Source organism: Streptomyces sp. NPDC043176, assembly GCF_056436715.1.
Genome location: NZ_JBWKCA010000001.1, coordinates 36,153 through 60,855 on the forward strand (window position 1 = coordinate 36,153; position 24,703 = coordinate 60,855).

At 73.3% G+C, this 24,703-nt stretch carries 24 protein-coding genes and 1 pseudogene; 12 read left to right on the forward strand and 13 right to left on the reverse strand.

Annotated features, from left to right (window positions below; all coding sequences use genetic code 11):
- The 3 genes and pseudogenes from AC067A_RS00180 to AC067A_RS00190 all read left to right on the forward strand — a co-directional run.
- Nucleotides 1-531: pseudogene (locus AC067A_RS00180) on the forward strand (hypothetical protein); the annotation flags it as partial.
- A gap of 174 nt (nt 532-705) precedes the next feature.
- On the forward strand, nt 706-1,218 hold the full coding sequence (locus tag AC067A_RS00185; RefSeq protein ID WP_478612331.1) for a hypothetical protein: 513 nt from the start codon (nt 706-708) through the stop codon (nt 1,216-1,218).
- A gap of 279 nt (nt 1,219-1,497) precedes the next feature.
- Nucleotides 1,498-1,776 (forward strand): chaplin, encoded by a 279-nt coding sequence (locus AC067A_RS00190; protein WP_056643544.1) that lies wholly within the window; start codon nt 1,498-1,500, stop codon nt 1,774-1,776.
- A 63-nt stretch (nt 1,777-1,839) separates the two neighbouring features.
- Here AC067A_RS00190 and AC067A_RS00195 read toward each other — a convergent pair whose 3' ends face one another.
- Nucleotides 1,840-2,706 carry a tyrosinase family protein gene (locus AC067A_RS00195; protein ID WP_478612333.1) on the reverse strand — a complete coding sequence of 289 codons (867 nt, stop codon included), beginning with the start codon at nt 2,704-2,706 and terminating at the stop codon, nt 1,840-1,842.
- Nucleotides 2,690-3,091 (reverse strand): tyrosinase family oxidase copper chaperone, encoded by a 402-nt coding sequence (locus AC067A_RS00200; protein ID WP_478612336.1) that lies wholly within the window; start codon nt 3,089-3,091, stop codon nt 2,690-2,692. The genes AC067A_RS00195 and AC067A_RS00200 overlap by 17 nt, the downstream gene beginning before the upstream one ends.
- 150 nt (nt 3,092-3,241) lie before the next feature.
- Between AC067A_RS00200 and AC067A_RS00205 the strand changes: the two genes are divergently transcribed.
- From AC067A_RS00205 to AC067A_RS00215, 3 genes are read left to right on the forward strand one after another with little or no spacing between them, the layout of a single operon-like run.
- Entirely contained in the window at nt 3,242-3,745 is a 504-nt protein-coding gene (locus AC067A_RS00205) for a DUF5949 family protein (RefSeq protein ID WP_478612338.1), read from the forward strand.
- Nucleotides 3,746-3,764: 19 nt separating this feature from the next.
- Nucleotides 3,765-4,415, forward strand: coding sequence for a vitamin K epoxide reductase family protein (locus AC067A_RS00210; RefSeq protein WP_478612339.1), 651 nt, complete (start codon nt 3,765-3,767; stop codon nt 4,413-4,415).
- 1 nt (nt 4,416) lies between these two features.
- A complete protein-coding gene (locus AC067A_RS00215) occupies nt 4,417-5,442 on the forward strand; it encodes a glycoside hydrolase family 26 protein (protein WP_478612342.1) in 1,026 nt (341 codons plus the stop codon).
- On the opposite strand, the gene AC067A_RS00220 is transcribed toward AC067A_RS00215, so the two are convergent.
- Together AC067A_RS00220 and trhA are read right to left on the reverse strand one after the other, a co-directional pair.
- Entirely contained in the window at nt 5,405-6,022 is a 618-nt protein-coding gene (locus AC067A_RS00220; RefSeq protein WP_478612344.1) for an acyl-CoA-like ligand-binding transcription factor, read from the reverse strand. The two genes, AC067A_RS00215 and AC067A_RS00220, sit on opposite strands and share 38 nt — an antisense overlap.
- A 41-nt stretch (nt 6,023-6,063) precedes the next feature.
- Entirely contained in the window at nt 6,064-6,750 is a 687-nt protein-coding gene (gene trhA, locus AC067A_RS00225) for a PAQR family membrane homeostasis protein TrhA (protein ID WP_478612347.1), read from the reverse strand.
- Nucleotides 6,751-6,947: 197 nt separating this feature from the next.
- On the opposite strand from trhA, the gene AC067A_RS00230 reads away from it, so the two are divergent.
- Nucleotides 6,948-8,771, forward strand: a complete 1,824-nt coding sequence (locus AC067A_RS00230) for a phosphoenolpyruvate carboxykinase (GTP) (RefSeq protein WP_478612349.1) — start codon at nt 6,948-6,950, stop codon at nt 8,769-8,771.
- Between the two features lie 125 nt (nt 8,772-8,896).
- On the opposite strand, the gene AC067A_RS00235 is transcribed toward AC067A_RS00230, so the two are convergent.
- From AC067A_RS00235 to AC067A_RS00265, 7 genes are all read right to left on the reverse strand, one after another.
- Nucleotides 8,897-9,808, reverse strand: coding sequence for a poly-gamma-glutamate hydrolase family protein (locus AC067A_RS00235; protein ID WP_478612352.1), 912 nt, complete (start codon nt 9,806-9,808; stop codon nt 8,897-8,899).
- 33 nt (nt 9,809-9,841) lie between these two features.
- Nucleotides 9,842-10,432 (reverse strand): hypothetical protein, encoded by a 591-nt coding sequence (locus AC067A_RS00240; protein WP_478612355.1) that lies wholly within the window; start codon nt 10,430-10,432, stop codon nt 9,842-9,844.
- Nucleotides 10,419-12,266: a substrate-binding and vWA domain-containing protein gene (locus AC067A_RS00245; protein WP_478612356.1), complete on the reverse strand. Its 1,848-nt coding sequence runs from the start codon at nt 12,264-12,266 to the stop codon at nt 10,419-10,421. Before AC067A_RS00245 ends, AC067A_RS00240 begins: the two co-directional genes overlap by 14 nt.
- Nucleotides 12,263-13,474: a toxic anion resistance protein gene (locus AC067A_RS00250; RefSeq protein ID WP_478612359.1), complete on the reverse strand. Its 1,212-nt coding sequence runs from the start codon at nt 13,472-13,474 to the stop codon at nt 12,263-12,265. The genes AC067A_RS00245 and AC067A_RS00250 overlap by 4 nt, the downstream gene beginning before the upstream one ends.
- Nucleotides 13,471-14,607: a hypothetical protein gene (locus tag AC067A_RS00255; RefSeq protein ID WP_478612361.1), complete on the reverse strand. Its 1,137-nt coding sequence runs from the start codon at nt 14,605-14,607 to the stop codon at nt 13,471-13,473. Before AC067A_RS00255 ends, AC067A_RS00250 begins: the two co-directional genes overlap by 4 nt.
- A 196-nt stretch (nt 14,608-14,803) precedes the next feature.
- Nucleotides 14,804-15,196 carry an SCO4983 family protein gene (locus AC067A_RS00260; protein WP_478612363.1) on the reverse strand — a complete coding sequence of 131 codons (393 nt, stop codon included), beginning with the start codon at nt 15,194-15,196 and terminating at the stop codon, nt 14,804-14,806.
- A gap of 78 nt (nt 15,197-15,274) precedes the next feature.
- A complete protein-coding gene (locus AC067A_RS00265) occupies nt 15,275-16,486 on the reverse strand; it encodes a pyridoxal phosphate-dependent aminotransferase (protein WP_033207613.1) in 1,212 nt (403 codons plus the stop codon).
- A 124-nt stretch (nt 16,487-16,610) separates the two neighbouring features.
- On the opposite strand from AC067A_RS00265, the gene AC067A_RS00270 reads away from it, so the two are divergent.
- Nucleotides 16,611-17,075, forward strand: coding sequence for a hypothetical protein (locus AC067A_RS00270; protein WP_478612368.1), 465 nt, complete (start codon nt 16,611-16,613; stop codon nt 17,073-17,075).
- 51 nt (nt 17,076-17,126) lie between these two features.
- On the forward strand, nt 17,127-18,527 hold the full coding sequence (gene mptB / locus AC067A_RS00275; RefSeq protein ID WP_478612369.1) for a polyprenol phosphomannose-dependent alpha 1,6 mannosyltransferase MptB: 1,401 nt from the start codon (nt 17,127-17,129) through the stop codon (nt 18,525-18,527).
- Between the two features lie 655 nt (nt 18,528-19,182).
- On the opposite strand, the gene AC067A_RS00280 is transcribed toward mptB, so the two are convergent.
- On the reverse strand, nt 19,183-20,781 hold the full coding sequence (locus AC067A_RS00280) for an N-acyl-D-amino-acid deacylase family protein (protein ID WP_478612371.1): 1,599 nt from the start codon (nt 20,779-20,781) through the stop codon (nt 19,183-19,185).
- 18 nt (nt 20,782-20,799) lie between these two features.
- Complete coding sequence (locus AC067A_RS00285; protein ID WP_478612374.1) at nt 20,800-22,200, reverse strand: alanine racemase; 1,401 nt, start codon at nt 22,198-22,200, stop codon at nt 20,800-20,802.
- A 123-nt stretch (nt 22,201-22,323) separates the two neighbouring features.
- Between AC067A_RS00285 and AC067A_RS00290 the strand changes: the two genes are divergently transcribed.
- Genes AC067A_RS00290 through AC067A_RS00300 form a run of 3 tightly spaced genes read left to right on the forward strand, consistent with a single transcriptional unit; the run spans nt 22,324 to nt 24,670 of the window.
- A complete protein-coding gene (locus tag AC067A_RS00290; protein WP_478612375.1) occupies nt 22,324-23,493 on the forward strand; it encodes a sugar kinase in 1,170 nt (389 codons plus the stop codon).
- Nucleotides 23,490-24,263 (forward strand): IclR family transcriptional regulator, encoded by a 774-nt coding sequence (locus tag AC067A_RS00295; RefSeq protein ID WP_017239833.1) that lies wholly within the window; start codon nt 23,490-23,492, stop codon nt 24,261-24,263. The genes AC067A_RS00290 and AC067A_RS00295 overlap by 4 nt, the downstream gene beginning before the upstream one ends.
- Nucleotides 24,260-24,670 (forward strand): RidA family protein, encoded by a 411-nt coding sequence (locus AC067A_RS00300; protein WP_478612379.1) that lies wholly within the window; start codon nt 24,260-24,262, stop codon nt 24,668-24,670. The genes AC067A_RS00295 and AC067A_RS00300 overlap by 4 nt, the downstream gene beginning before the upstream one ends.
- Nucleotides 24,671-24,703: the final 33 nt, after the last annotated feature.

A 24,703-nucleotide genomic window follows, 5' to 3' on the forward strand; every position in this document is an offset into this window, starting at 1 on the left:
AAGCCGGGGCAGGAGCCGGAGCCCGGTTGTGAGGAGCCGTCGAGCCCGCCGGTCTCCACCCCGCCGGTGTCCTCGCCGCCTCCGACGCATCCGCATGAGCCCGGTGAGTGCGAGGCGCCCAAGCCGGGGCAGGAGCCGGAGCCCGGTTGTGAGGAGCCGTCGAGCCCGCCGGTCTCCACCCCGCCGGTGTCCTCGCCGCCTCCGACGCATCCGCACGAGCCGGGTGACTGTGAGGCGCCCAAGCCCGGTGAGGAGCCGGAGCCGGGTTGTGAGGAGCCGTCGACCCCGCCTGCCTCCTCCACCCCGCCCACCAACCCGGACGAGCCCGGTGAGTGCGAGGAACCCGCACCCGGCGAGGAGCCGGAGCCCGGCTGCGAGCCGTCGAGCCCGTCGACCCCGCCGGGCCAGCCCGAACTCCCGGACACCGGCAGCGACCCGGCGCTCATGGGCGCGGCCGCGATCAGCGCGGCGCTGATCATCGGCGGCAGCGTCGTCTACCTCCGCGGCGGACGGGTCACCCGGCGCCACTGATCCGACGGATCGCCCGGTCGCCAGACGCCGCCGACCCGACGGCCGCCCGGCGCCGGCGACCCGAGCGGCCGGTACGCGTCAACGCGGGCCCTCACCTTCACCGGTGAGGGCCCGCACGTTGCTGCACATGGGTTAGTCCCGCCACGTTTCGGCCAAGGGGCTCGTTCACCTCACATGACTCTGCGCTCTCACGCGGGCATGGGACTCCTCATGACCGCACTCGCCTCCGCCGCCCTGGCCTCTCCCGCCGCCGCCGTCGAGGCGCCGGTGATCGTCCCGCTCCAGGGACTGGAGCCGGTCCTGCCGATGGACGCGCCGACCGTGGCGACCGGCGTTCCCGTACCGATGCCGGGGGCGCCGACCGGGTTCCAGAAGGGGCTCGGCGCGTTGCCGGACCTCGCGCTGCCCAGCGTGCCGCTGACCGGGACCGTGCCGGACACCGTCGTCGACGCGCCGCTGCCGGAGCTCCTCAAGGGCAGCGAGCCCGGCCGGGCGCTGCTCAGCAGCCCGCACTCGGAGATGAGGGCCGCCACCCCGGGCGCCGTCGTCGGCAACCCGCTGGAGGCCCCGCACGGCAACGGGCTCGACGGCCTGCCGGACCTGACGAAGCCCCGGCTCGGTGTTCTCACCCCGGTGCTCAGCGGCGCCCTCGACCCGCAGTTGGGCCTCGCGCCGGCCGCGCACTGACGCAGCCGCCCCCCCCGGGCGGGTGAAGACACGATTCTTCCCCGCCACCCCAGGGGCCGTCGCTCGTTGCAAGGAGAGGCTTGTCGCATGGCCGCGGCCCGCGGACCGAGGCCGTCCCGTCGTATCCGGCGGCGGACGGAATCTCGGCCCGCGGGTCATTCTTTCTCTTTTCCTTCCTCCCGTTCGGCCCAATGGCCGTGACCCGGCCCGGAGACGGGCGTTGAACGGGAATGACGGCCGTGATTCCTGCGGTCGCTTTCCACGTCCAAGGAGTTCTTGATGTCTCGCATCGCGAAGGCTGCCGCTGTTCTCGCCGGCACGGGTGCCGTTGCCCTCAGCGGAGCCGGCCTGGCCGTCGCCGACTCGGGCGCCGAGGCCGTCGCCGCCCACTCGCCCGGTGTCGCCTCCGGCAACGTCGTCCAGGTCCCGGTCCACGTCCCGGTCAACCTGTGCGGCAACACCGTCAACGTGATCGGTCTGCTGAACCCGGCGTTCGGCAACACCTGCATCAACGCCGACGGCGGCCACGACAACGGCGACGGCGGCTACGGCGGCTGATCCCCCTCGCTCCGTCCGTGTCCCCCCGGCCCTCAGGGCCGGGGGGACACGTGCGTGCGGAGCTCAGGCGTAGCGGTAGATCCGGCTGTGGTCGAACATCTCCGCCGGGGTCACGCCCCAGGGCGCCATCGGCTGGTGGCGGGCGGCGACCTTGCGGTACTGCGCGTCGCCCAGCGGAGGAGGCTCCGCCGGCAGGTAGGCCGCGCCGGGGTTGCGCTGCTGCCAGCGCGACCAGACCAGGTCGACGAAGGAGTGGTGCAGCCAGAACACCGGGTCGTTCACGGAGCCGCCGCCGAGCATCAGCCCGCCCACCCAGCGGTGCACCCGGTTGTGGATCCGGAACCGCTCGTTGCCGCGTCCCGGCGCCCAGCCCTCCAGGCGGTTGCGGAAACCGGAGGCACTCGTCGAGTTCCAGGGCGCCACGTCGTACACCCGCTCCCGCATCACCTCGTCCAGCTGGGCCCGCGTCGGCAGCGCGATCGGGTCGCGGGGACGGCCGAAGTCCCTGGTCAGGAACCGGGTTTCGGTCATCGCGTACGTGATGTTCCACCGCCCCGCGGAGTGGGCGAAGGGACCGGTCATCACCTGGAGGTCGGCGCGGCGGCCGTTGCCGCCCATGAAGTCCTCGCCCCAGATCGAGGACGCCGGGCTGTTGTCCTGGGTCCAGTCCCAGTACGGCACCGAGACCGTCGGGTCGACGCGGCGCAGGGCGCGCTCGAACTCGAGCAGGAACCTGCGGTGCCAGGGCAGGAAGCTCGGCGTCATGTGGGCGATCCGCAGCCGGCCCTCCCCGTCCGCCGAGTAGTAGTCGATGTGGGTGCGGACGAACTCGTCGTACGCGCCTGTGCGCTTGAGCTCCAGGACGGCGGCGACGAACTTCCGGCGCTCGGCGCCGGTCAGGTCGCGCTGGTTCTTACGCGTGTACACCACGCGGGCTCCCTCCCGTCGGGTCGGTGGGGACGCCGTGGGCGCCGGCGAACCGGGAGAGCCGGGCCGTGCCCAGCTCGTCCACGGCCGCGCGGGTGGCCTCCAGCGGCGTCGGGCAGGACTCGTAGTGGTCGATCGGGGTGACGTAACCGCCGTCGGCGCAGCGCATCAGGTGCAGCGGTCGGCCGTCGACGAGGGCGACCGGTTCGCCGTCCGGGCCGGTGAAACCGAGCAGGCGGCGGCCCGCGTACATCTCGTCGAAGGCGTGCGGGTCGCGCGGAGCGCCCGACGGCGTGCGGGTCGCGATGCGGCCGAGGGCACCGCCCGTGAAAGCGGTGACGGCCAGAGCGAAGAGGGACCGCAATGCGACGCGGCGCGGGACGATCATGAGTGATCTCCTGGTGGTCGGCTAATGCCCTCAGGGCACAACGATGAAAACCCGCGTTCGTTGCGGCGGAAATGCCGGCAGTGTGAATGTCGGCCGTTCGAGTGAAAACGGCGCGGGAAAAGGACGGTTGGAGCATTAGCATCCGGATCCATGACCACTTCCAACGTCGTTTCCTCGGCGCGCAGCGCCTCTCCGCTGGGAACTCTCACGGTGATCCCGTGGTCCAGCGAGCCCTCCGCCGACGCGGCCGGCACGCCGTTCCTCATGGCGTACTCGCTCGGCGACGGCCGGGACGGGCCGGAGGCCGGTCAGCAGGCGATGCGAGCGGCCCTGGAGTCGATGGGCCTCTCCGTCGGCGACCGGCTCTTCGATCTGGAGAAGGACGCCGGGATCCACGCCTCGCTGCTCGTCGAGGGCGGCTCGGCCGTCCTCAACCTGCCCTTCCTCAAGGTGCAGTGCCCGGTGCCGGACGAGTGGCAGGAGGCCGCCCGCGAGCGCGGACAGGTCTACCTCATCTGCTCGGTGCGGCCCTGGCCCGAGGCGGTTCCGGGGCAGCCGGTCGACGAGGCGCGGCTGCGGGCCTTCGTCTCGGACGAGGAGATGCTCGCGGACAGCGCCCACGTCCTGATGCCGGTCCGCCGCCTCCAGGGCTGAGCGGGAAGGGGGTCGCGCCATGGCGACGGTGAACGTACGGGGCGGGGTGCCGGGGCAGCGGCAGGAGGAGGCCGCGCGGGAGACCGCGGGGGTCACGCACGGCGCGAGCCGGGCCTTCGCCTGGATGCTGGTGATCACCGGGGCGGCGGGCGTGCTCTCCGGCTGGGTGATCACGATCGACAAGTTCAAGCTCCTGGAGGACCCCGGCTTCCAGCCAGGGTGCAGCCTGAACCCGGTCGTCTCCTGCGGCAGCGTCATGAAGAGCGAGCAGGCGGGGGTGTTCGGCTTCCCGAACCCGATGCTCGGACTCGTCACCTACGCCGTCGTCGTCGCCGTCGGTGCGGGGCTGCTCGCGGGCGCCCGCTACCGGGGCCGGCTGTGGCTCGGCCTCAACGCCGGGATGCTGTTCGGGGTGGGCTTCTGCGGCTGGTTGATGTACCAGTCGCTGTACGAGATCAACGCGCTCTGCCTGTGGTGCTGCCTGGCGTGGGTCGCCACCATCGTCATGTTCTGGTACGTCACCGCGCAGAACGTCCGCAACGGCGTCCTGCCCGCCCCGGCCGGGCTGCGGACCTTCTTCGGCGAGTTCGCCTTCGCCCTGCCCGTCCTGCACATCGGGATCATCGGGATGCTGATCCTGACCCGGTGGTGGGACTTCTGGACGAGCTGACGTGACCCCTCGCCTCACCTGGCCGCGGGCCGCACTGACCGTGCTGCTCGCGGCCGTTCTCGTGCTCCTGCTCGCGCCCGGGCGGATCGCGCCCGGCGAGCGCCACACCGGAGGCCGGGCCGTGCCCGAACCGGAGGCCGCGCCGCTGCCGGAGGTGCCGTCGGGGTTCTTCACCGGCTCGGACGAGCTCGGCGTGCGGCGGATCGCCCAGGTGCAGGCCTGGCTCGGCGGCGACTCCCTGACCGTGGGACACACGTACCTGCCGGGCGACCGCTGGTCCAACATCGAGGGGCATCCGGCGCTGTTCGGGCCGTGGGCGCGGTGGAAGGCCGAGCGGCCCGGACGCCTGTTCGTGCTGAACGTGCCGCTGCTCGACCGCAGCGAGGAGGGGCTGACGGACGCCGAGGTGCGGGCGGGGCTCCGCAAGGGCGAGGCGGGCGCCTTCGACGGGCACTTCCGGGTGCTGGGGGAGCGGCTCGTGGAGCACGGCCTCGGGGACGCGGTCCTGGTCCTGGGCTGGGAGATGAACGGGACCACGTACAGCCACCGCTGCGGTCCGGACCCGACGGCCTGGAAGGCGTACTGGCGACGGGTGGTGGGGGTGCTGCGGGAGGTGCCGGGGCAGCGGTTCCGGTTCGACTTCACCCCGAGCCGCGGCCTCGACGCCGTGGCGTGGCCGGACTGCTACCCCGGGGACGACGTCGTCGACGTCATCGGCATGGACGCCTACGACCAGCCGGCCGGGCTCTCCTTCGAGGAGCAGGTGACCGAGGAGTACGGGCTGGAGCACCACGTGCGGTTCGCGGCGGCGCACGGGAAGCCGGTCTCGTACCCGGAGTGGGGGCTCTTCCGGAACGGGGACAATCCCGTGTACGTGCGGGGGATGCTGGACTGGTTCGCGGCGCACCGGCCGGTGTACCAGACGGTCACCGACTACTGCCCGCACGGCGTGTGGGGGTGCGCGGACAATCCGGAGTCGGCACGGATCGTCAGGGGCGCCCTGGGGGCGTCGACAGGCCGCTCCTGAGGGTGTCGACCGTGCGGTTCAGGAGGGCGGGCAGGTCGTCGGCGCGGTCGCGTTCGGCCCAGTAGACGGCGGCCTCGCGGAGGGCGCCGAGCGCCGCCGCCGTGAAGATCCGTACCTCCAGGTCGTCGGCCGCCCGGCCGGTCCGCTCGGCGATCGCGCGGGCGAGACGGCGGCCGGTCGCGGCGGTGGTCTCGGTGAGCCGGGCGCGCACGGACGGGATCTCCACCATCAGCCGGGCGCGCAGCCGGGCGGCCTCGGGCTCCTCGGCGAAGGCGGTGCGGACGGCTTCGAGGACCACGGCGCGGAGCGATTCGAGGGGTTCCTCGCCGACCGGGCGGGCGCGGAGCGCGGCCTCCATGAGGGCGTCGTTCTCGTCGGTGAGGACGATGTCCTCGCGGACCGGGAAGTAGCGCACGACGGTGGAGGGGGAGACCTCGGCCGCCTCGGCGATCCGGTCGAGGGTGGTGGCGTCCCAGCCCTCCTCGGAGGCGATCCGGTAGGTGGCCTTCCGGATCGCGGCTCGGGTCTTCGCCTTCTTGCGCTCGCGCAGGCTGGGGGGAGAGGTGCGTTCGGCCGCCATGGGCGTCATTGTCGCAGGTCAGACCGGTCGGGATGGACCGGTCAGGAGTGCTGGTAGGCGACCAGGGAGATGCCGACGTAGTGCACGACGAAGGCCGCGAGGGTCAGCGAGTGGAAGACCTCGTGGAAGCCGAACCAGCGCGGCGAGGGGTTCGGCCGCTTCATGCCGTAGATGACACCGCCCGCGCTGTAGAGCAGACCGCCGACGACGACGAGGACGAGGACGGCGATGCCGCCCGCGCGCATGAAGTCGGGCAGGAAGAAGACCGCGGCCCAGCCCATCGCGATGTAGCAGGGCGTGTACAGCCAGCGCGGCGCGCCGACCCAGAAGACCCGGAAGGCGATGCCGGCCCCGGCGGCCGCCCAGATCGCCCACATGAGGGGCTTGGCCGTGGAGTCGGGGAGCAGCAGCAGGGTGAGCGGGGTGTAGGTGCCCGCGATGATCAGGAAGATGTTGGCGTGGTCGAGGCGCCGGAGCACGGCCTCGCCGCGCGGGCCCCAGTTCCCCCGGTGGTAGAGCGCGCTGATGCCGAAGAGCAGGCAGGCGGTGAGGACGTAGATCCCGCAGGCGAGGCGGGCGCGGGACGAGTCGGACAGGGCCACCAGGGCGAGGCCGGCGACGATCACGGCGGGGAACATGCCCGCGTGCAGCCAGCCTCTGAGCCGGGGCTTCGTCGGGAGCGACTGCGGTCGCTCGATCGGGGTCACTTCCGGCGTGGCTGCGGTCATGGAAAGGAATCGTACCTACGCCCCCGTAGGTCCCGGATACGAGTGGCGATGCTCACATGTGCACCCCTCTGGACATATGGGCGGATCCATCGGATGATCAAATGAGTGCGGTCGGCACCGGATGAGCAGCTACGAAGCATCCGGGTCGCGGCCCCCACGGGGCATACATCGAAAAAACCCCTCAACAAGGAGCAATCGTGGCGCGCGACAACGCGGCTCCCACCACCGTCCCCACCCAGCACCAGGAGCTCGCCTCCTGGGTGAACGAGATCGCCGAGATCACCCAGCCGGACAACATCGTCTGGTGCGACGGGTCCGAGGCCGAGTACGAGCGCCTCTGCGAGGAGCTCGTCGCCAAGGGGACCTTCACGAAGCTCGACCCGGTCAAGCGCCCGAACTCGTACTACGCCGCCTCCGACCCGACCGACGTCGCGCGCGTCGAGGACCGGACCTTCATCTGCTCCGAGAAGGAGGAGGACGCGGGCCCGACCAACCACTGGAAGGCCCCGGCCGAGATGAAGGAGCTCTTCGCGGGCTCCCAGGGCATCTTCCGCGGCTCCATGCGCGGTCGCACCATGTACGTCGTGCCCTTCTGCATGGGCCCGGTCGGCTCCCCGCTCTCCGCCATCGGCGTCGAGATCACCGACTCCGCGTACGTCGCCGTCTCCATGCGCACCATGACCCGCATGGGCCAGGCCGTCCTCGACGAGCTCGGCACCGACGGCTTCTTCGTCAAGGCCGTCCACACCCTCGGCGCCCCCCTGGAGGAGGGCCAGGAGGACGTGCCGTGGCCCTGCAACTCCACCAAGTACATCTCGCACTTCCCCGAGACCCGCGAGATCTGGTCGTACGGCTCCGGCTACGGCGGCAACGCCCTGCTCGGCAAGAAGTGCTACGCGCTCCGCATCGCCTCCGTCATGGCGCGCGACGAGGGCTGGCTCGCCGAGCACATGCTGATCCTCAAGCTGACCCCGCCGCAGGGCGAGGCCAAGTACGTCGCCGCCGCGTTCCCGTCCGCCTGCGGCAAGACCAACCTGGCCATGCTGGAGCCCACGATCTCCGGCTGGACCGTCGAGACCATCGGCGACGACATCGCCTGGATGCGCTTCGGCGAGGACGGTCGCCTCTACGCGATCAACCCCGAGGCCGGCTTCTTCGGCGTCGCGCCCGGCACCGGCGAGCACACCAACGCCAACGCCATGAAGACCATGTGGGGCAACTCCGTCTTCACCAACGTCGCCCTCACGGACGACGGCGACGTGTGGTGGGAGGGCATGACCGAAGAGCTGCCCAAGCACCTCACGGACTGGAAGGGCAACGACTGGACGCCGGAGTCCGAGACCCCGGCCGCCCACCCGAACGCCCGCTTCACCGTCCCGGCCGGGCAGTGCCCGATCATCGCGCCGGAGTGGGAGGACCCGAAGGGCGTGCCGATCTCGGCGATCCTCTTCGGCGGCCGCCGCGCCTCCGCCGTCCCGCTGGTCACCGAGTCCTTCGACTGGAACCACGGCGTCTTCCTCGGCGCGAACGTCGCCTCCGAGAAGACCGCCGCCGCCGAGGGCAAGGTCGGCGAGCTGCGCCGCGACCCGTTCGCCATGCTGCCGTTCTGCGGCTACAACATGGGCGACTACATGGCCCACTGGGTCAAGGTCGGCGCCGACGCGGACCAGGCGAAGCTGCCGAAGATCTACTACGTGAACTGGTTCCGCAAGAACGACGCGGGCAAGTTCGTGTGGCCCGGCTTCGGCGAGAACAGCCGCGTCCTGAAGTGGATCGTCGAGCGCCTCGACGGCAAGGCCGAGGGCGTCGAGACCCCGATCGGCATCCTGCCGACCCCGGAGTCCCTCGACACCGAGGGCCTGGACCTGCCGGCCGAGGACCTGGCGTTCCTCCTCAAGGTCGACCGTGACGTGTGGCGCGAAGAGGCCGCCCTCGTCCCCGACCACCTCGACACCTTCGGCGACCACACGCCGAAGGAGCTGTGGGACCAGTACAACGCGCTCGTGGAGCGCCTGGGCTAGTCCCCTCCCGAACTCGTGGTGGGTTGCCCCGAAACACCGCCCTGACCAGTGGGGTCACGACGGCCCATCACGACGCAACCGGCCCCCGGAGCCCCCTCAGGCTCCGGGGGCCGGCGCACGTCCGGCTACAGGATCGGCTGGCCGGTCTCGACGGTGGCGATGGCGCGGCGGCAGGCGTCACGGAACGCCTCGAACCGCCCGTTCGACTGGTTCCAGGTCGAAGCGCGCTTCGAGCGGGAGCCGTAGTCGCCGAAGAGGCTCTGGCGCAGCTCCGTCGTCATCTCGATCTGGGCGCCCTTGCGGAGCATCGTGAGGTTGCACGGGTTGGTGACGTGGCTGCCGTTGAAGTCCTCCAGACGGACGGCGTACCTGGGGTCGAAGGCGTCGACCACCGGGAAGCCGGCCCGGTCGATCTCGTACACCAGCGCCGCGCGGAAGTCGGCGTTGAGGCCGCCGACGACGGCGAGCCGGGGGTCGCTGCTCGGCGGCCAGATCATCGGCTCCGGCATGCCCAGCTGGTTGTACTGGCAGCCGTGCAGCGACAGCACGTTGAGGTGGCTCGCGGCGAGCGACAGCGCCACGTGGTCGTCGCAGTTCTTCGAGGTGACGTGCAGGGCCTTGTTGCCCGAGGAGAGCAGGCCCTCGAACAGGAAGTAGTCGTGCGTGGTCGGCAGGATCGGGGCGGAGGTCGGCGTGATGTCACCCGGGTCGTAGCCGGCGATGCCCAGGGCGAGTTCGCTCGTGCCGATCTCGATGCCGCCGCCGTGCAGGGCGAGGACCGCCGTGCGGGGGAACGCGGCCCCGGCACCCAGGTCGGCGTCGATCTTCTCGTGTCTCTTGAAGCGGCGGCCGTACGCGGTGCCCTCGATCAGGGCCGGGTCCTTGTACAGCGCGGTGTTCGAGGGGTACTCCAGGTCCTCGGCGAACGCCGGGGCCGCGGCGGCGAGCTGGCCGAGGACCGGGGCGCCGGCGGTGGCGGCCGCGGCGAGCGCCGTGAGGACGGTGCGGCGGGACGCGGGGCGCTGGGAGAATGTCATGCTCGGAACATAATCGATCTTGTGGCCGCCGGATCAGGCCCCCCGCTCCTCCAGGTAGCGCGTGTGCGCCTGCTGGCGCAGCGCCTCCGCCTCGTGCAACTCGTCGGCGATCACCGACGCCTCGTCGCGCAGCGCCGACAGCTGGCGCTCCAGGTGCCGTTCCGGCGGCTCCCCACCCGGCGCGACGCGGGACCACCACCGGGTCCGCACGAAGGTGTCGACGGCCTCCGGGACGTCCTGGCGGACCGCCCGGGCCAGCACGTGCAGCTGCTCCGGGTCGCTCACCCAGCCCGGCGCGAGCAACGCCTCCAGGAGAGCCTCCAGTTCGGCGACCCGCTCGCGTACGGCCGGCGGCAGCTCCACCTCGACCAGATAGCCGCGCAGGGTCGCGAAGTCCTCCCGCAGGGCGTCCAGCTGCTCGTCCGCGCTGGGGAAGTGCGGGGTGCCGGGGCGTTCGGGCGGGGCGATCAGGGCGCCCGCGGTGTAGAGGGCGGCGACCACGACGGGCCACAGCGGGCCCGCCGCGCCCGTGAGGGCGAGGGCGAGGCCGGCCAGGCCGCAGGCGCAGCCCGTCAGGTTCTTGCGGGACTCGGCGTACCGCAGGAGGCGGTCACTGGTAGCCACGGATCTCCTCGAAGGCGCCGTCCAGCGAGCCCTTGGTGGCGTCGAAGAGCCGCCCGCCGGTCAGGTTCGCGAGGTGGTCGAGTTCGTCGCGGTCGGAGTCGCCGAAGAGGATCGGGAAGACCGGGGTGCGCTGCTGCTCGGCCGGGAGGGAGCGGTAGAAGGTGTCGAACGCGGAGGCCGGGTCGCCGTCGGTGTTCTCGCCGTCCGTCATCAGGACGACGGAGGTGAAGGTGTCCCCGGGCGCCTTGCCGAGGAAGCGGTAGGCCTCCTGGAGGCTGGAGTAGATCGCGGTGCCGCCGGAGGCCGTGAGGCCTCCGGCGTCGGACCTGAGGGCGTCGAGCGCGGCCTTCGGCGAGGCGGGGTCGACCGTGTGCGTACGGACCTCGGCCTGCTTCACGGCGGAGCCGAACGGCATCAGCGTCACCTCCTCCCGGTCCCGGAAGTCGCCGGTCAGCTCGGCGAGCGCGGACTTCAGCCGGTCCAGCCGGTCGCCGCCCATGGACCCCGAGGTGTCGAGCACGTACACCGTCCGGGAGGGCCTGCGGAGGGTGTTGTCGTAGGCGTCGAGCAGACCGTCGGCGACGGCCCGGCTGCCGGGGAACGGCAGCTCGCGCCGCTGGTCCTGCCCGAGCGCCGCCGCCGGCCGGACCCCGGCGACCACCGGGCGGCGCAGCGTGGACCCGGTGATCCGCTCCTGCGCGGCCGGGGTGCGGAGGTAGTCGGTGAGGCGCCGCGCCGCGTCCTTCGCCTCCGGGCGGGCCGAGGCGAGGAGCGTGAACGGGTAGTCCGCGGTGACGACCCCGTCGGCCGGCCGGATCACGGTCAGCCGCTCGGACGGGAACGAGGACAGGAGCACCGACTCGTAGTTGACGAGCGCGTCGACGTCGGAGCGGCGGCCGTACGCGGTGGCCAGCCAGCCGGAGGAGCCCGAGGTCAGCTTCTGCCCGGTGAAGAACTCCTTGAGCTTGGGGGTGGCCCGCCGGACATCCGCCCGGGTGAGCGCGGACTGCGCGCCGGAGAGGCCCGAGGAGACCGAGACGAGCGCGGAGAAACCGGAGTTGGAGCGCTTCGGGTCGGTCATGCCGTACGTCAGCTCGCCGGCGGCGACCGCCTCGTGCAGCTGCGACCAGGTCACCTTCGCCGGGTCCCAGCCGAGCCGGGCGACGGTGGCCGGCCGTACGCCGAGGGCCACCGGGGACGTCATGATCGGCGTCTCGCCGGTGATCCTCTTCGCGGTGTCGGGGCGCAGCCGCAGGTAGTCGTTGGAGGAGAGCCAGACGGCGTCGTACGCCTTGTCGGCCTCGCCGGACGCGATCCGCTCGACGGCGTCGAGCGTGCCCGCGTAGGTGAGGCGGACGGTGACGCCGGTCGACCGGCGGGCCGAGTCCAGGACCGGCTCCATGTCGGCCAGTTCGGACGAGGCGAGGACCCGCAGGGTGCCCGGGACGAACTCCATGCCGTGCTCGTCGGGGCGGTCGGTCCCGCCGGCGCCGGAGCAGGCGGTGGCCAGGAGCGCGAGCGCGAGGGCGGCGGCCACGCCGCGGGCGGCACGCGGGGCGCCGGAGCGGCCCCCGCCGCCCGCGATGCGGGCGACGGTACCGGCGGCGGTGCGGCGCAGGCGCGCGGTGACGCGGCGGGCGGTGTTTCGACGGGGGGTGTCTCGGCGGTCGGTGTCTCGACGGGGTGTGTCTCGGCGGTCGGTGTCTCGACGGGCGGTGTCTCGACGGGCGGTGCGGGGGGCCGCTCCCGGGGCGGTGCGAGCGGTGCCGGCGGCGTCCGCGTGGGTGCGTGGGTCGGGGCCGGGGCCGGGGTGGCGGGGGAAGGCGTGGTTCATCCGAGGCCGCCTTCGAGGGAGCCGGTGCGGCGGCTGCGGTCCAGGTGCGCGCTCGCCTGCCGGAGTTCGGCGGCCAGGGACTCGACGGTCGCCGCCATGGACTCGGTGGCCTGGACCTTGTAGGTGTCGATGGCGTCGAGCGTCCGGTAGATCTGCTGGAAGGCGGTGCGGAGCGTCTCCGCGCCCACCGCGGGGTCGGCGGCGATCCGCTGGATCTCGCCGGCCTGGGTCGCCAGCATCTCGGCGTTGCCGCGGATCAGGTCCTCGGTCGTCGAGCGCAGCACGTTCACCTGCTCGGCGACCTTCCGCTGGCTCTCCAGCGCGGAGGCGAGCATCACCGCGATCCGCAGGGCCGACAGGGTCGTCGTCGCCGCCCGGTCCACACCCTTGATCAGCTCGTCGTTGTTGCGGCGGACCACGTCCATCGCCAGGTATCCCTGCGCGCAGACGGCGAGTTGGGTGAGCAGGTCCTGGTGCTTCTGCCGGACGGGGAAGAGGACGTCGGCGCGGAGCGCGTCCGCCTGGGCCGGCTCCGGGGTGAGCGCGATGCGCTCCTCGACGGCCCCGTCGAGGGCCTCGGTGAGCACCGCGTACTCCTGGAGCTTGCCCATGGTCTCCCACAGCCTGCCCCGCTCGGTCTGCAACGCGGCGTTGTCGCGGCGCAGTTCGTCCTGGCCGCCGCGGAGCGAGCCGACGATCCGGTTCAGAGTGGCCTGCGACGAGGCGTACTTGGCGACGTGGTCGCGGAACCTGTTGCCGCCGGGCAGCTTGGCGAGGAGGCGGCGGGCGCCCCTGCCCGGGGTGTCCCGGGGGTCCAGGTCCTCGACCGTGCGACGGAGTTCGACGAGGGAGCCGCCCACCCGGGCCTGCGCGTCCCCGCCGCCCTGGCCCAGCGAGCGGACCGTGCGGTCGAGCATCCGGTTGGACTGCTGGGCGGCGGAGCGCATCTCGCCCGCGCCGAGCGACGCGATCTCCCCGATGCGGCTCGCGAACTCGGGCGAGCGCGGGTCGAGTCCGGACAGCGAGCCGACGTACTCGACGGCCCGGCGGGACATCTCCGCGCGGACGGAGTCGTCGAGCGGTACGAGGCCGGAGGCCTGCTCGGCGCGGACGACCGGGACGGGCTCGGGCGGTGTGAGGACGAGCGGGGCGTCCTGCTCGGGCGGGGTCAGGGCCATCGTTCTTCTCGGATCGGCGGGCGTGGTCATGCGGCGTCCCCCTGGTCGCGGGCCCGCAGCGCCATCTCGTGCAGCACCGCGCTGGTGGGCACGGGCGCCTGGCGGACTCCGCTCAGTGTCTGATTGAGGTAGGCGGCGTGGCCGTTCGTGGCGGTGGTGAACTCGCTCGCCGCGCCCTGCGGCCGGAAGCCGTGGCGGACCGCGAGCTTGCGCAACGCGGGGTCGGTGGAGAGGAGTTCGCCGAGCGCCCGGCCGTTCTCGGTGAGCGGCACGAGCGTGTGGTCGCTGTTGACCGTGGTGTCCGGGTAGAGGACGACGAGGTCGCCCATGGGGTGGCCGGCGAGCAGCTGGGCGGCGACCTGGGACTCGTACACGAGGACGAGGGGGTTGCCGACGCCGCTGATGAAGTCCCGGAAGGGGGCGTCCGAGCCGGACTGCTGGGCACCCTGCACCCGGACCAGCTTCCGCAGCAGGGGCGCGGTGCGGGTGACGGCGGCCTTGTCGCCGGCGACCCGTCCGCCGTCGGCGACGTAGCTCGCTGCGGCGAGGTAGAGGGCGCCGGAGCTGGAGGCGACCGGGTCGGTCGAGGTGATGAAGAGGGTGCCGCTCAGTTCGGCGTGGCCGGCCGAGCCCCTGAGCTGCTGCCAGGTCCGGTCGGCGCGGGCCGCGGCCAGGTAGGCGTCCATCCTCAGGGAGCCGCTCGTGCCGCGCGGACCGAGGGTCGCCAGGCCGTTGTCGGCGAGGACCCGGGCGGCGGCGCTGTGCGCGACGACGACCAGCGGCGAGTAGAACGGCCGGAGCGGGGCCGTCGCCGCCTTGTCCTTCGCCTTCTTCGCCGCCTTCGCGCGCAGCTCGTCGGCGGGTCCCTTGGAGGAAGGGAAGGCGAAGTCGTAACCCTCGAGCGGCAGTTCCTCCATGTCCCAGGACCCGGAGGTCTCGGTGGCCACGGTGAAGCCCTTGTCGGCCAGGGCCTTCACCACCTGCGGGTCGGCGAAGAACTCCGCCTTCTCCGACCCGATGACTCCTCGCACGGTCTTCGTTGCCGTGCCCTTGTCCTTGTCGCCGCCCGCCACGAGGACGGCGGCCACGCCGCCCAGGAGCAGGACGGCCAGGACGATTCCCAGGATGCGTCTCACGCGGGCAGAGTGCTCGCGGAAACCCACATTCCAGGGGGAGTTGGGTGTACGGGAGGTGAAGTGCCGATCCCGGTACCGAACCGGAGCGGGGGCTGCCGTATCCCGGGGGCGAGGGGCGAGGGGCGAGGGGCGAGGGGCGAGGAGCGAGAGGCGAGGGTGCCGGGTGGCCGGCCGGTTGGGTGGCGCCCGGTCCGCGCGGTTCGTGCCGCGCGGACCGGGGCCGTCAGGGGGCGGCGGCCAGGGTCTCCCCGGTCAGCGCCGCGGTGTGCGCGTCCATGCGCCCGGCGGCGAGGATCGCGGCGGCCGTGTCGGCCCGGGAGGCGGCGACGACCAGCGCGCGGCCCGCGAGGGCGTGCGCCCTGCGGTGCAGGTCCTGCGCGGGCGAGCCGCTCAGTCCCGCGTGCCGCGCGGGCGGTGCGCCGCGCAGCCGTGCCACCTGCCGGGCGATGAGATCGCCGGCCTCCGTGTCGCCGAGCTCGTCGGTGACGGCGAGCAGGGCGGTGAGGTGTCCGGCGAGCTGGATGTCCAGCTCCTCCTCGCGGGAGCGGTGCGGATACGCGGTCCGGTCGTCGTCGGCCATCCGGTGGACCGACTTGGTGCGGATCGGTTCGTACATGGGATGGCCTCCTGATTGCTCGGGATCCATCCTAGCTTAGATTCGGTCTAAAGTTGAGTGCTGTCCGGGTTGTGGTCGCTACGGCTGGCTGTAGCCGTCCAGGAACCGCCCGATCCGGGTCACCGCGTCCGCCAGGTCGGCCGCCGCGGGCAGCGTGACGATCCGGAAGTGGTCCGGCTCGTGCCAGTTGAAGCCCGTCCCGTGGACGACCATGATCTTCTCGGCCCGCAGCAGGTCCAGGACCATCTGCCGGTCGTCCTTGATCTTGTAGACGTTCGGGTCCAGGCGCGGGAACAGGTACAGCGCGCCCTTCGGCTTCACGCACGTCACGCCCGGGATCTGCGTCAGCAGCTCGTACGCCGTGTCCCGCTGCTCCAGGAGCCGCCCGCCCGGCAGCACCAGGTCCTCGATCGACTGCCGGCCCTGGAGCGCGGCGGCCACCGCGTGCTGCGCCGGCATGTTCGCGCAGAGGCGCATGTTGGCGAGGATCGTGAGCCCCTCGATGTACGAGGACGCGTGGTGCTTCGGGCCGCAGACCGCGAGCCAGCCGGAGCGGAAGCCCGCCACCCGGTAGTTCTTGCTCATCCCGTTGAACGTGAGGCACAGGAGGTCGGGGGCGATCGCGGCGGTGGGGGTGTGCGTGGTGCCGTCGTAGAGGATCTTGTCGTAGATCTCGTCCGAGCAGACGACCAGGTCGTGGCGGCGGGCGATCTCCGTCAGACCCCGCAGCATCTCGTCGTCGTAGACGGCGCCCGTCGGGTTGTTCGGGTTGATGATCACGATCGCCTTGGTGCGGTCGGTGATCTTCCGCTCGATGTCCGCCAGGTCCGGCATCCAGTCCGCCTGCTCGTCGCAGCGGTAGTGCACGGCCGTACCGCCCGCCAGCGAGACCGAGGCCGTCCACAGCGGATAGTCCGGGGCCGGGACGAGGACCTCGTCGCCGTCGTCGAGGAGCGCCTGCATCGCCATCTGGATCAGCTCGGAGACGCCGTTGCCGAGGTAGATGTCCTCGACGGAGAGCGGGATGCCCTTGGTCTCGTAGTGGCTCATCACCGCCCGGCGGGCCGAGAGCAGCCCCTTCGCGTCGCCGTAGCCGTGCGCCTCGGAGAGGTTGCGGAGCACGTCCTCGAGGATGGCGGGCGGACACTCGAAGCCGAAGGCGGCCGGGTTGCCCGTGTTGAGCTTGAGGATGCGATGACCCGCGGCCTCAAGCCGCATCGCCTCTTCGAGCACCGGACCCCGGATTTCGTAACAGACGTTGGCGAGCTTCGTGGACTGGATCACCTGCATGACGAGAGCCTACGGCGGGGTCGGCCGGAACGCCTCGTGTTTTGGGACACGTCGGACCCCCCGTCCCGTCCCGTGTGTGACCCGGATCGCATCCACGGTGTCACGCTCCCTACAATTCGGGCCCATGAGCCAGCAGGATCCCGGAGCCACCGCACCCCGACGCGGGCGCCGCCGTCATGCCCCCGCGCGCCGGGGACCCGGGCCCGGCTGGCTGATCGCCGCGGGCGGCGTCGGCCTGCTCGGACTCGGCGCCGCGCTGTTCACCGGCGGCCCCGGCCCCCGCGGCGGCACCCCGGCCGACGGCGGCTCCGGCGGGCCGCCCGCGCTCATCCAGGGCGACGCCTCCTCCCCGGACGCCGGTCCCGGGGGCGACCCGACCCCGCGCCCCGCAGTGCCGGCCGCCGCCACCTCCGCCGCGACCCTGACCCCGGGCCCGACCACTGCTCCGTCCGGGAAGACCTCGGCCTCCGCCGCCCCCGGAGCCACCCCCACCTCCGGCACCGGCGACGAGGCCGGCGACGGCACCTCCGACTCCGGCTCCACCCAGCCCCCGGGGCGCGGGCGGGGACTGGGCAAGCGACCGAGGTAGGGACGGGCCGGGCCGCCGGACCCGCCGCCCGGCGGGATAGGTTGGCGCCTCATGTGGGTCTTCAGCGCCTCCGGATGCCGGTGGCTGGGTGCGGGCGGGTCGCTCGCGATCGCCGTCGGCGGATACACGGCGGGCACCCTTCCGGTCCTGGGCGGCGCGCCGCTGTGGCAGCCGCGCGGCTCCGCGCTCGCCACGGCCGGCGCCGTCCTGGCGTACCTCGGCCTGACCCTGCTGGTCGCCGCCTGGTGGCGGTACGGCGTCCTCCTCGCCCGCGGCGCACGGGACGGGGTCCTCGCCACCCTCCTCCACTGGGCCGCCCCACTGCTGCTCGCCCCGCCCCTGCACAGCGCGGACGTGTACAGCTACATCGCCCAGGGCGGGATGGTCCTCGAAGGGCACGACGTCTACGGCGCGGGTCCCTCGGTCCTCGCCCCCGGCGACCTCGGCGCGGAGGCGGCGGCGAGCGTCGGCGGGAACTGGACCGACACCCCCGCCCCGTACGGCCCCGCCTTCCTCCTCCTCGCCGAGGCCGTCGTCGGCCTGACCGGCGGGGAGATCGTGCCCGCCGTCCTCGGGATGAGGCTGATCGCCCTCGGCGCGCTCGCCCTGATCGTCCTCGCCGTCCGCGGCCTCGGCGGCGGTCCCGGCGGTCCGGCCGGGGCGCTGTGGCTCGCCGCGCTGAACCCGCTGCTCCTCGTCCACGTCGTCGGCGGTCTCCACAACGACGGCCTGATGATCGGACTCATGCTGAGCGGCGTGCTGCTCGCGGTGCGCGGGAGGTGGGTGCTCGGCTGCGTGCTCGTCGGCCTCGCGATGATGGTGAAGTCGCCGGCGGCGGTCGCGCTGCTCTTCGTCGGCGTGCTGGTGGCCCGCCGCGACGGGGGCGTACGGGGTGTCGTGAAGGGCCTGGTCCTGCCGGGGCTCGTCGCGGGCGGCGTCGCCGCCGGGGCGACCCTCGCCGCGGGCACCGGGTTCGGCTGGCTCGGCACCCAGAGCGTCGCCGGGGCCATCCACACCCCGCTCTCCCTCACCAGCGACCTCGGGCTCGCCCTCGGCACGCTCCTCGCCGACGACCCCGACCCGGTCAAGGGCGCCGTGCAGAAGCTCGGCCTCCTCGCCGCCCTCACCGTCGTCGCGGCGCTGGCGTGGCGCGCCTGGCGGGGCCGGATCGATCCCGTGCTCGGCCTCGGCCTCTCGCTGGTCGCCCTCGTCGCGCTCTCGCCGATGGTGCAGCCCTGGTACCTGCTGTGGGGGACGGTCGTCGTCGCCGCGGTCGCCTGGCACAGCCGGGCCGGGCAGCTCCTCGCCGTGCTCTCCGCCGCGCTCGTGTACGAGACGGCCCCCTCCGGCCACACCCCCTGGTACGGCTTCGTGCTGACGGGCTGCGTGCTCGCGCTCGGCCTGCTGTGGGTCCGGCGCGACCCCTGGCCGCGCCTCGCCTCCGGCGTTTAGACCGGCCGACCCCGCGCCTTCGTGGGCCCGCGCCCGTGCCCTTGGGGGCCGCGCCCCTGGCCGTGCGGCCTCGTGCGCTGGAGTGCGGCCCCGGCCGTGGGGCCCCGTGCCCGCCGCGCCCCGTGTGGGCCTTCGCCTGGCTGGGCTGTTGCCCGCCGCGCCCCACCGTCGGGTGGGCCCGCGCCCGCCTGGGCTGTCGCCCACTGGGCCCCCGCCCCGTGTGGGCCTTCGCCCGCCCGCCGTGTGGGCAATCGTCCCGCTGGGCGGGACGGGTGGGCACACGGGACGGCGCGCTTGGCGGCGCGTCCGCCCCTTGTGCCCGGGCCCGCACCTTTACGGCGTCGCACACCGGGTGCGGGTTCAGGCGCGGAAGCCTGGGCCCGGCGAGGGGCGCCGTCCGTTGTGCCCACCCGTTCCGCCCCGGCGGAACGATTGCCCACAACGGGGTGGGCGGAGGCGTGGGGGTGGGTACCGCCCCGGCGGAACGATTGCCCACAACGGGGTGGGCGGAGGCGTGGGGGTGGGCACCGCCCCGGCGGAACGATGGCCCACGACGGGCGCGGGCGCGGTCCACAGCGGGTGGGGGCGCGGCCCCCAGAGGCGTGGGGCGTGGTCCGCGACGCGGGGGCGTGGTCCGCGACGGGAGGGGCGGGGGTCAGCCCGTCGGGGTCCTCCGGATCGCGCGGCCCGCGAGGACGTCCGTGCGCCGGCCGTCCTCGATGACGAAGCGGCCGTCGACGAGGACGTGGGGGATGCCGGTGGGGAGGGCGCGGGGGGCGGCGTAGGTGGAGCCGGCGGCGACGGTGTCGGGGTCGAAGAGGACGAGGTCGGCGACGTGGTGCTCGCGGACGAGGCCGCGGTCGGGGAGGCGGAGGCGGGCGGCGGGGCGGGAGGTGAGGTGGGCGACGCACTCCTCGAGGGAGAGGACGCCGAGTTCGCGTACGTACCGCCCGAGGTAGTGGGGGAAGGTGCCGTAGGCGCGGGGGTGCGGCTTGAGGCCCTGGAGGATGCCGTCGGAGCCGCCGGTGTGGACCCGGTGGCGCATGATCGCGCGGACGTTCTCCTCGTGGCCGACGTGCTGGAGGACCGTGGTGCCGAGCCGGTCGTCGAGGAGGAGGCGGCGGGCGGTGGGCCAGCTGTCGACGCGGCGGCCGACGTGTTCCGCGAGGGCGGGGTCGGAGACGCCGGAGACCTCGACGGTGTGCCATTCGACGGGCACGCCGTGGCAGCCGTCCGAGCCGGTCTCCTCCAGGTCGCGCCGGATCCGTTCCGCCGCCGTGTCGTCGCGGAGGCGCGCGAGGATCGCCTCGGGGCCGCCTTCGCCCGCCCAGCCGGGGAGGAGGGCGACGAGGGTGGTGCAGCCGGGGGTGTACGGGTAGGTGTCGAGGGTGATGTCCGCGCCGGCGTCGAGGGCCTCGTCGAGGAGGGCGAGGAGCTCGGGGGCCCGGCCGCGGTTGACGCCGAAGTTCATGGTGGCGTGGGCGAGGTGGAGCGGGCAGCCCGCCTCGCGGGCGAGGGCGACCATCTCCTCGTAGGCGCGGAGCGCGCCGGCGCCGTACGAGCGGTGGTGCGGGCAGTAGTAGCCGCCGTACCGCGCGACGACCCGGCACAGTTCGGTGAGTTCGGAGTCCGGCGCGTACATGCCGGGGGTGTAGGTCAGGCCGGAGGACATGCCGACCGCGCCCTGTTCGAGGCCTTCCGCGACGAGCCGGCGCATCCGGTCGAGTTCGGCCTCCGTCGCGGGCCGGTCCTCCCAGCCCATCGCGTACATCCGGACGGTCCCCTGGGGGACGAGGTAGGCGGCGTTGACCGCGATGCCCCGGCCCCCGTGGGCGCCGTCGAGGCGGTCCAGGTACGCGCCGACCGTGCGCCAGTCGAGGTCGACGTCGGACCCGTCGCCGTTCCAGCCGGTGACGGCCCGGCGTACCTCGGCGAGCGTACGGTCGTCGACGGGGGCGTACGACAGGCCGTCCTGGCCCAGGACTTCGAGGGTCACGCCCTGTGCGGCCTTGGCGCTGTGGTCCGGGTCGCGGAGCAGCGCGAGGTCGCTGTGGGCGTGCATGTCCACGAAGCCGGGGGAGAGGACCAGGCCCTCGGCGTCCAGGACGCGGCGGCCGGTGGGGCGCTGGCAGCCGGCCTGCGCGCCCTCCTTGACGATCGCGGCGATCCGGCCGCGGTCGATGGCCACGTCGGCCCGGTAGGAGGGGCCGCCGCTGCCGTCGACGACCTCCGCGTCGCGGATGACGAGTTCCATGGGTGGGCTCCCCGGCTCCTAGAAGTAGGTGCGGATGAAGTCGACGACCGTGCCGTCCGCCTCGACCAGCGGGATGAGCTGCCACTTGTCGAAGGAGGTGCAGGGGTGCGAGAGGCCCATGCCCACCCAGTCGCCGACCTCGACGTCCGCGCCGGGCTCGGTGTGGAGCCAGGCGTGCTGGTCGGAGAGCTTGGTGACGGTGATGCCCTCGGCGGCGCGGACCGCGCCTGTGCGGGCGTCGCGGACGACCTGCGCCTCGGGGAGGTGCAGGTCGTGGGCGGCGTCGCGCTTGCCGGCGTTGGTGAAGGCCTGCTCGGCGGTGGGGCGGGACACGACCTGCGACCAGAGCCGGAACGCGGGCTGCAGCGCGCCCTCTTCGGGGACCCGGTTGAACGGGGTCAGGTTGCGGTACTGGCCGTCGTCGTGCGAGACGTACGCCCCCGAGCGCAGCAGCTTGAGTGTGGGCGAGGACAGTTCGGGAAGCTCGGCGAACACCTCGGCGACCGCGTCGAACCAGGCGCTGCCGCCCGCGCTCACGATGATCTCCTCGACGGCGCCGCGCGGTCCGTGGAACCTGCCGGCCTTGTCGAACTCGACGGCCAGGGCGGTCAGCCGGCGTAGCCAGGCGTCGACCCGCTCGGGCGTGGCGTCGGGCACCTCGCCCTCGTACCCGGCGACTCCGACGAGCCGGAGCGTGCCGGTCGCGGCGACCGCGTCGGCGACGGCGGCGCACCCGGCCTCCGTACGGACGCCGGTACGGGCCCCCTCGCCGGCGCCCAGTTCGACGACGACGTCCACGGGGCGTCCGGCGCCTGCGGCGCGCAGGGCCTCGTCCATCAGCTCGACGCCGCGCACGGAGTCCACGTAGCAGACGAAGCGGAGGTCCGGGTCGGCGTCGAGCTCGGCGGCGAGCCAGCGCAGGGCGACGGGGTCGACGAGCTCGTTGGCGAGGAAGATCCGGGAGACGCCGTGGGCGCGGTAGACCCGGGCCTGGTGGGGCACGGCGGCGGTGATGCCCCAGGCGCCGTGCTCCATCTGCCGGTCGAAGAGCTGCGGGGCCATGGACGTCTTGCCGTGCGGTGCGAAGGCGAGGCCGTGCCGCTCCGCGTACACCTCCAGGAGGCGCAGGTTGTGTTCGACCGACTCCGCGGAGAGGGCGAGGACGGGGGTGGTGAAGCCGCCGGTGAAGAGGTCGCGCCGCTGGGCGGCGAGTTCGCCGACGGTCAGGCCCTCGGCGTCCGGGGGCAGGCCCTTGAAGCGGTCGTCGACGCGCTCGTCCGCCGGGTCGGGCTTCGTCCTCGACGAGGCGCGGGTGCCGGTCGCCGGGCCGTGCCCGCCGTTCGCCGCGTCGCGCGGCTCGTCCACCGGACCGCGCGGCTCGTCCACCGCGTCACGCGTCTCGTTCGCCGCGTCGGGCATGAGGCCTCCTCGTCGTGGGCGTTGCGTAGGATGCAACGCTCATTGCGCACCTTGCTCATTGCTGTCTAACATCCGGGCCAAGGCCGGGTCAATGGACCCGTAGGAGTCCCAGGGAGCCCGAGAGTGAGCGGACACGCGCCCCCGGAGGTCGTCTGCCTCGGCGAGTCCATGGTCACCTTTCTGCCCTCCCGGCCGGGCCGCCTCGCCGACGTCCCCTCGTTCACCCGGGCGATCGGCGGCGCCGAGTCCAACGTCGCCTGCACGCTCGCCGCGGCGGGACACCGCACCCGGTGGATCGGCCGGGTCGGCCACGACGGCTTCGGCGACCACCTCGTCGAGACCATCGGCGGCCACGGCGTCGACGTCACCTCCGTCACCCGCGATCCACACCGGCCGACGGGCGTCTACTTCCGCACCGACGACGACAGGGCCACCGACGCCCACGAGGTCGTCTACTACCGCGCCGGCTCGGCCGCCTCGGCCATGTCGCCCGCCACCGTCCCGTACGACTCCGTCGCCGGCGCCCGCGTCCTCCACCTCACCGGCATCACCGCCGCCCTCTCCGCAGACTGCCTCGACCTCGTCCGGGACCTCACCGCCCCGCGCCCCGGCCGGCCGCTCGTCTCCTTCGACGTCAACCACCGTCCCGCCCTGTGGCGCGACGACAGCGCCCCCGAGGTGCTCCTCGAACTCGCCCGCCGCGCCGACCTGGTGTTCGTGGGCGCCGACGAGGCGAGGACGCTGTGGGGCCTGAAGGGCAGCCGGGCCGTCTTCGACCTGCTCGACGGGCCCGAGACCGTCGTCCTCAAGATCGGCAAGGGCGGCGCGCACGTCGCCGACCACCGCCCCGGGTCCTTCGCGGACATCGAGGACGCCGACGGCGTCGGCCACCTCGAACGCCCGCCCCGCGTCGACGTCGTCTCCACCGTCGGCGCCGGCGACGCCTTCGCCGCCGGATTCCTCTCCGCCACCCTCCGCGACCTCGACATGCCGACCCGGCTCCGGCACGGCCACCTCATGGCCGCCGCCGCCCTCACCACCCCCGGCGACTGGGCGCGGCCGCCCCGCCGCGCCCACGCCGACCGGCTGGCCGCGCTCGACACCGCCGCCTGGGAGACACTTCACCTCGGCCCCGGCTGGACGGGCCACGACCACGAGGTCTCCGGCCGGTCGGGGAACGATCACGAGGTCTCCGGCCGGCCGGGGGACGATCACGAGGTCTCCGGCCGGCCGGGGGGCGATCACGAGGGCCCCGCCTGGACGGGGGACGACCAGGAGGTACGTACGCCATGAGCCAGACCGTCGACCGGGCGCTCAGCATCCTGCCGCTGCTCGCCCAGGGCCCCGCGGACCTCGGGCAGGTCGCCGAGCGGCTCGGCGTCCACAAGTCCACGGCCCTGCGCCTCCTGCGCACCCTGCACGAGCACGGCCTCGTCCACCGGCAGCAGGACCAGCGCTACCGCCTCGGCGCCCGCCTCTTCGCCCTCGCCCAGGAAGCCGTCGAGAACCTCGACATCCGCGAGATCGCCCACCCCTACCTCGCCGCCCTCAACGAGCGCATCGGCCACACCGTGCACCTCGCCGTGTACGAGGAGGGCGAGGTCCTCTACATCGACAAGGTCGAGAGCCGCTACCCGGTCCGCATGTACTCGCGCATCGGCAGACCCGTCGCGATCACCGTCGCCGCCGTAGCCAAGCTGCTCCTCGCCGACCTGCCCGAGGCGGAGCGCCGCGCCGTCGCCGCGAAGCTCGACTACCCCCCCTACACCCCCCGTTCGACCCCGAACGCCGCCGCCTTCCTCAAGGAGCTGGCGACCGTACGCGAACAGGGGTGGGCCACCGACCTCGGCGGCCACGAGGAGTCCATCAACTGTGTCGGCGCCCCCATCCGCGGCGCCGACGGCCGGGTCGTCGCCGCCATGTCGGTCTCGGCGCCCAACGTGGTCGTCACGGCCGAGGAGCTCCTCTCCCTGCTCCCGCAGGTGCGCCGCACCGCCGACGCCATCAGCCGCGAGTACTCCGGCACCGCCCCGACCAAGGAAACCGAGGAACCGACCGCATGACCGAGAAGACCGCCCTGACCCCCGCCACCCACACCGCCCCGCCCGCGAGGTTCTCGCACGGCGTGCGCAAGGGCGACATCCTCCAGGTCGCCGGCCAGGTCGGCTTCCTCCCCGCCGTCGAGGGCCGGGCCCCGACCGTCGCCGGCCCCACCCTGCGCGAGCAGACCCTCCAGACCTTCGCCAACGTCAAGGCCATCCTCGAGGAGGGCGGCGCGACCTGGGACGACGTCATGATGATGCGCGTCTACCTCACCGACGTCGACCACTTCGCCGAGATGAACGCGATCTACAACCAGTACTTCGAGGACCAGGACCTCAAGGCGCCCGCCGCCGCCCGCACCACCGTCTACGTCGGCCTCCCCGCCGGCCTCCTGATCGAGATCGACGCCCTCGCCGTCCTCGGCTGAGCCCGTGGACGGCGGGGAGCCCCGGCGGTGGTC

Excerpts from the sequence above, each read along its gene's own strand:
- AC067A_RS00245 (WP_478612356.1), bottom strand. The coding sequence starts at position 12,266 with ATGAACCACGCCTTCCCCCGCCACCCCGGCCCCGGCCCCGACCCACGC.
- AC067A_RS00265 (WP_033207613.1), bottom strand. The coding sequence starts at position 16,486 with ATGCAGGTGATCCAGTCCACGAAGCTCGCCAACGTCTGTTACGAAATC.
- AC067A_RS00185 (WP_478612331.1), top strand. The coding sequence starts at position 706 with ATGACTCTGCGCTCTCACGCGGGCATGGGACTCCTCATGACCGCACTC.
- AC067A_RS00235 (WP_478612352.1), bottom strand. The coding sequence starts at position 9,808 with ATGACATTCTCCCAGCGCCCCGCGTCCCGCCGCACCGTCCTCACGGCG.
- AC067A_RS00210 (WP_478612339.1), top strand. The coding sequence starts at position 3,765 with ATGGCGACGGTGAACGTACGGGGCGGGGTGCCGGGGCAGCGGCAGGAG.
- AC067A_RS00295 (WP_017239833.1), top strand. The coding sequence starts at position 23,490 with ATGAGCCAGACCGTCGACCGGGCGCTCAGCATCCTGCCGCTGCTCGCC.
- mptB (WP_478612369.1), top strand. The coding sequence starts at position 17,127 with ATGTGGGTCTTCAGCGCCTCCGGATGCCGGTGGCTGGGTGCGGGCGGG.
- AC067A_RS00285 (WP_478612374.1), bottom strand. The coding sequence starts at position 22,200 with ATGCCCGACGCGGCGAACGAGACGCGTGACGCGGTGGACGAGCCGCGC.
- AC067A_RS00300 (WP_478612379.1), top strand. The coding sequence starts at position 24,260 with ATGACCGAGAAGACCGCCCTGACCCCCGCCACCCACACCGCCCCGCCC.
- AC067A_RS00270 (WP_478612368.1), top strand. The coding sequence starts at position 16,611 with ATGAGCCAGCAGGATCCCGGAGCCACCGCACCCCGACGCGGGCGCCGC.
- AC067A_RS00260 (WP_478612363.1), bottom strand. The coding sequence starts at position 15,196 with ATGTACGAACCGATCCGCACCAAGTCGGTCCACCGGATGGCCGACGAC.
- AC067A_RS00190 (WP_056643544.1), top strand. The coding sequence starts at position 1,498 with ATGTCTCGCATCGCGAAGGCTGCCGCTGTTCTCGCCGGCACGGGTGCC.
- AC067A_RS00250 (WP_478612359.1), bottom strand. The coding sequence starts at position 13,474 with ATGACCACGCCCGCCGATCCGAGAAGAACGATGGCCCTGACCCCGCCC.
- AC067A_RS00200 (WP_478612336.1), bottom strand. The coding sequence starts at position 3,091 with ATGATCGTCCCGCGCCGCGTCGCATTGCGGTCCCTCTTCGCTCTGGCC.
- AC067A_RS00220 (WP_478612344.1), bottom strand. The coding sequence starts at position 6,022 with ATGGCGGCCGAACGCACCTCTCCCCCCAGCCTGCGCGAGCGCAAGAAG.
- AC067A_RS00205 (WP_478612338.1), top strand. The coding sequence starts at position 3,242 with ATGACCACTTCCAACGTCGTTTCCTCGGCGCGCAGCGCCTCTCCGCTG.
- trhA (WP_478612347.1), bottom strand. The coding sequence starts at position 6,750 with ATGACCGCAGCCACGCCGGAAGTGACCCCGATCGAGCGACCGCAGTCG.
- AC067A_RS00280 (WP_478612371.1), bottom strand. The coding sequence starts at position 20,781 with ATGGAACTCGTCATCCGCGACGCGGAGGTCGTCGACGGCAGCGGCGGC.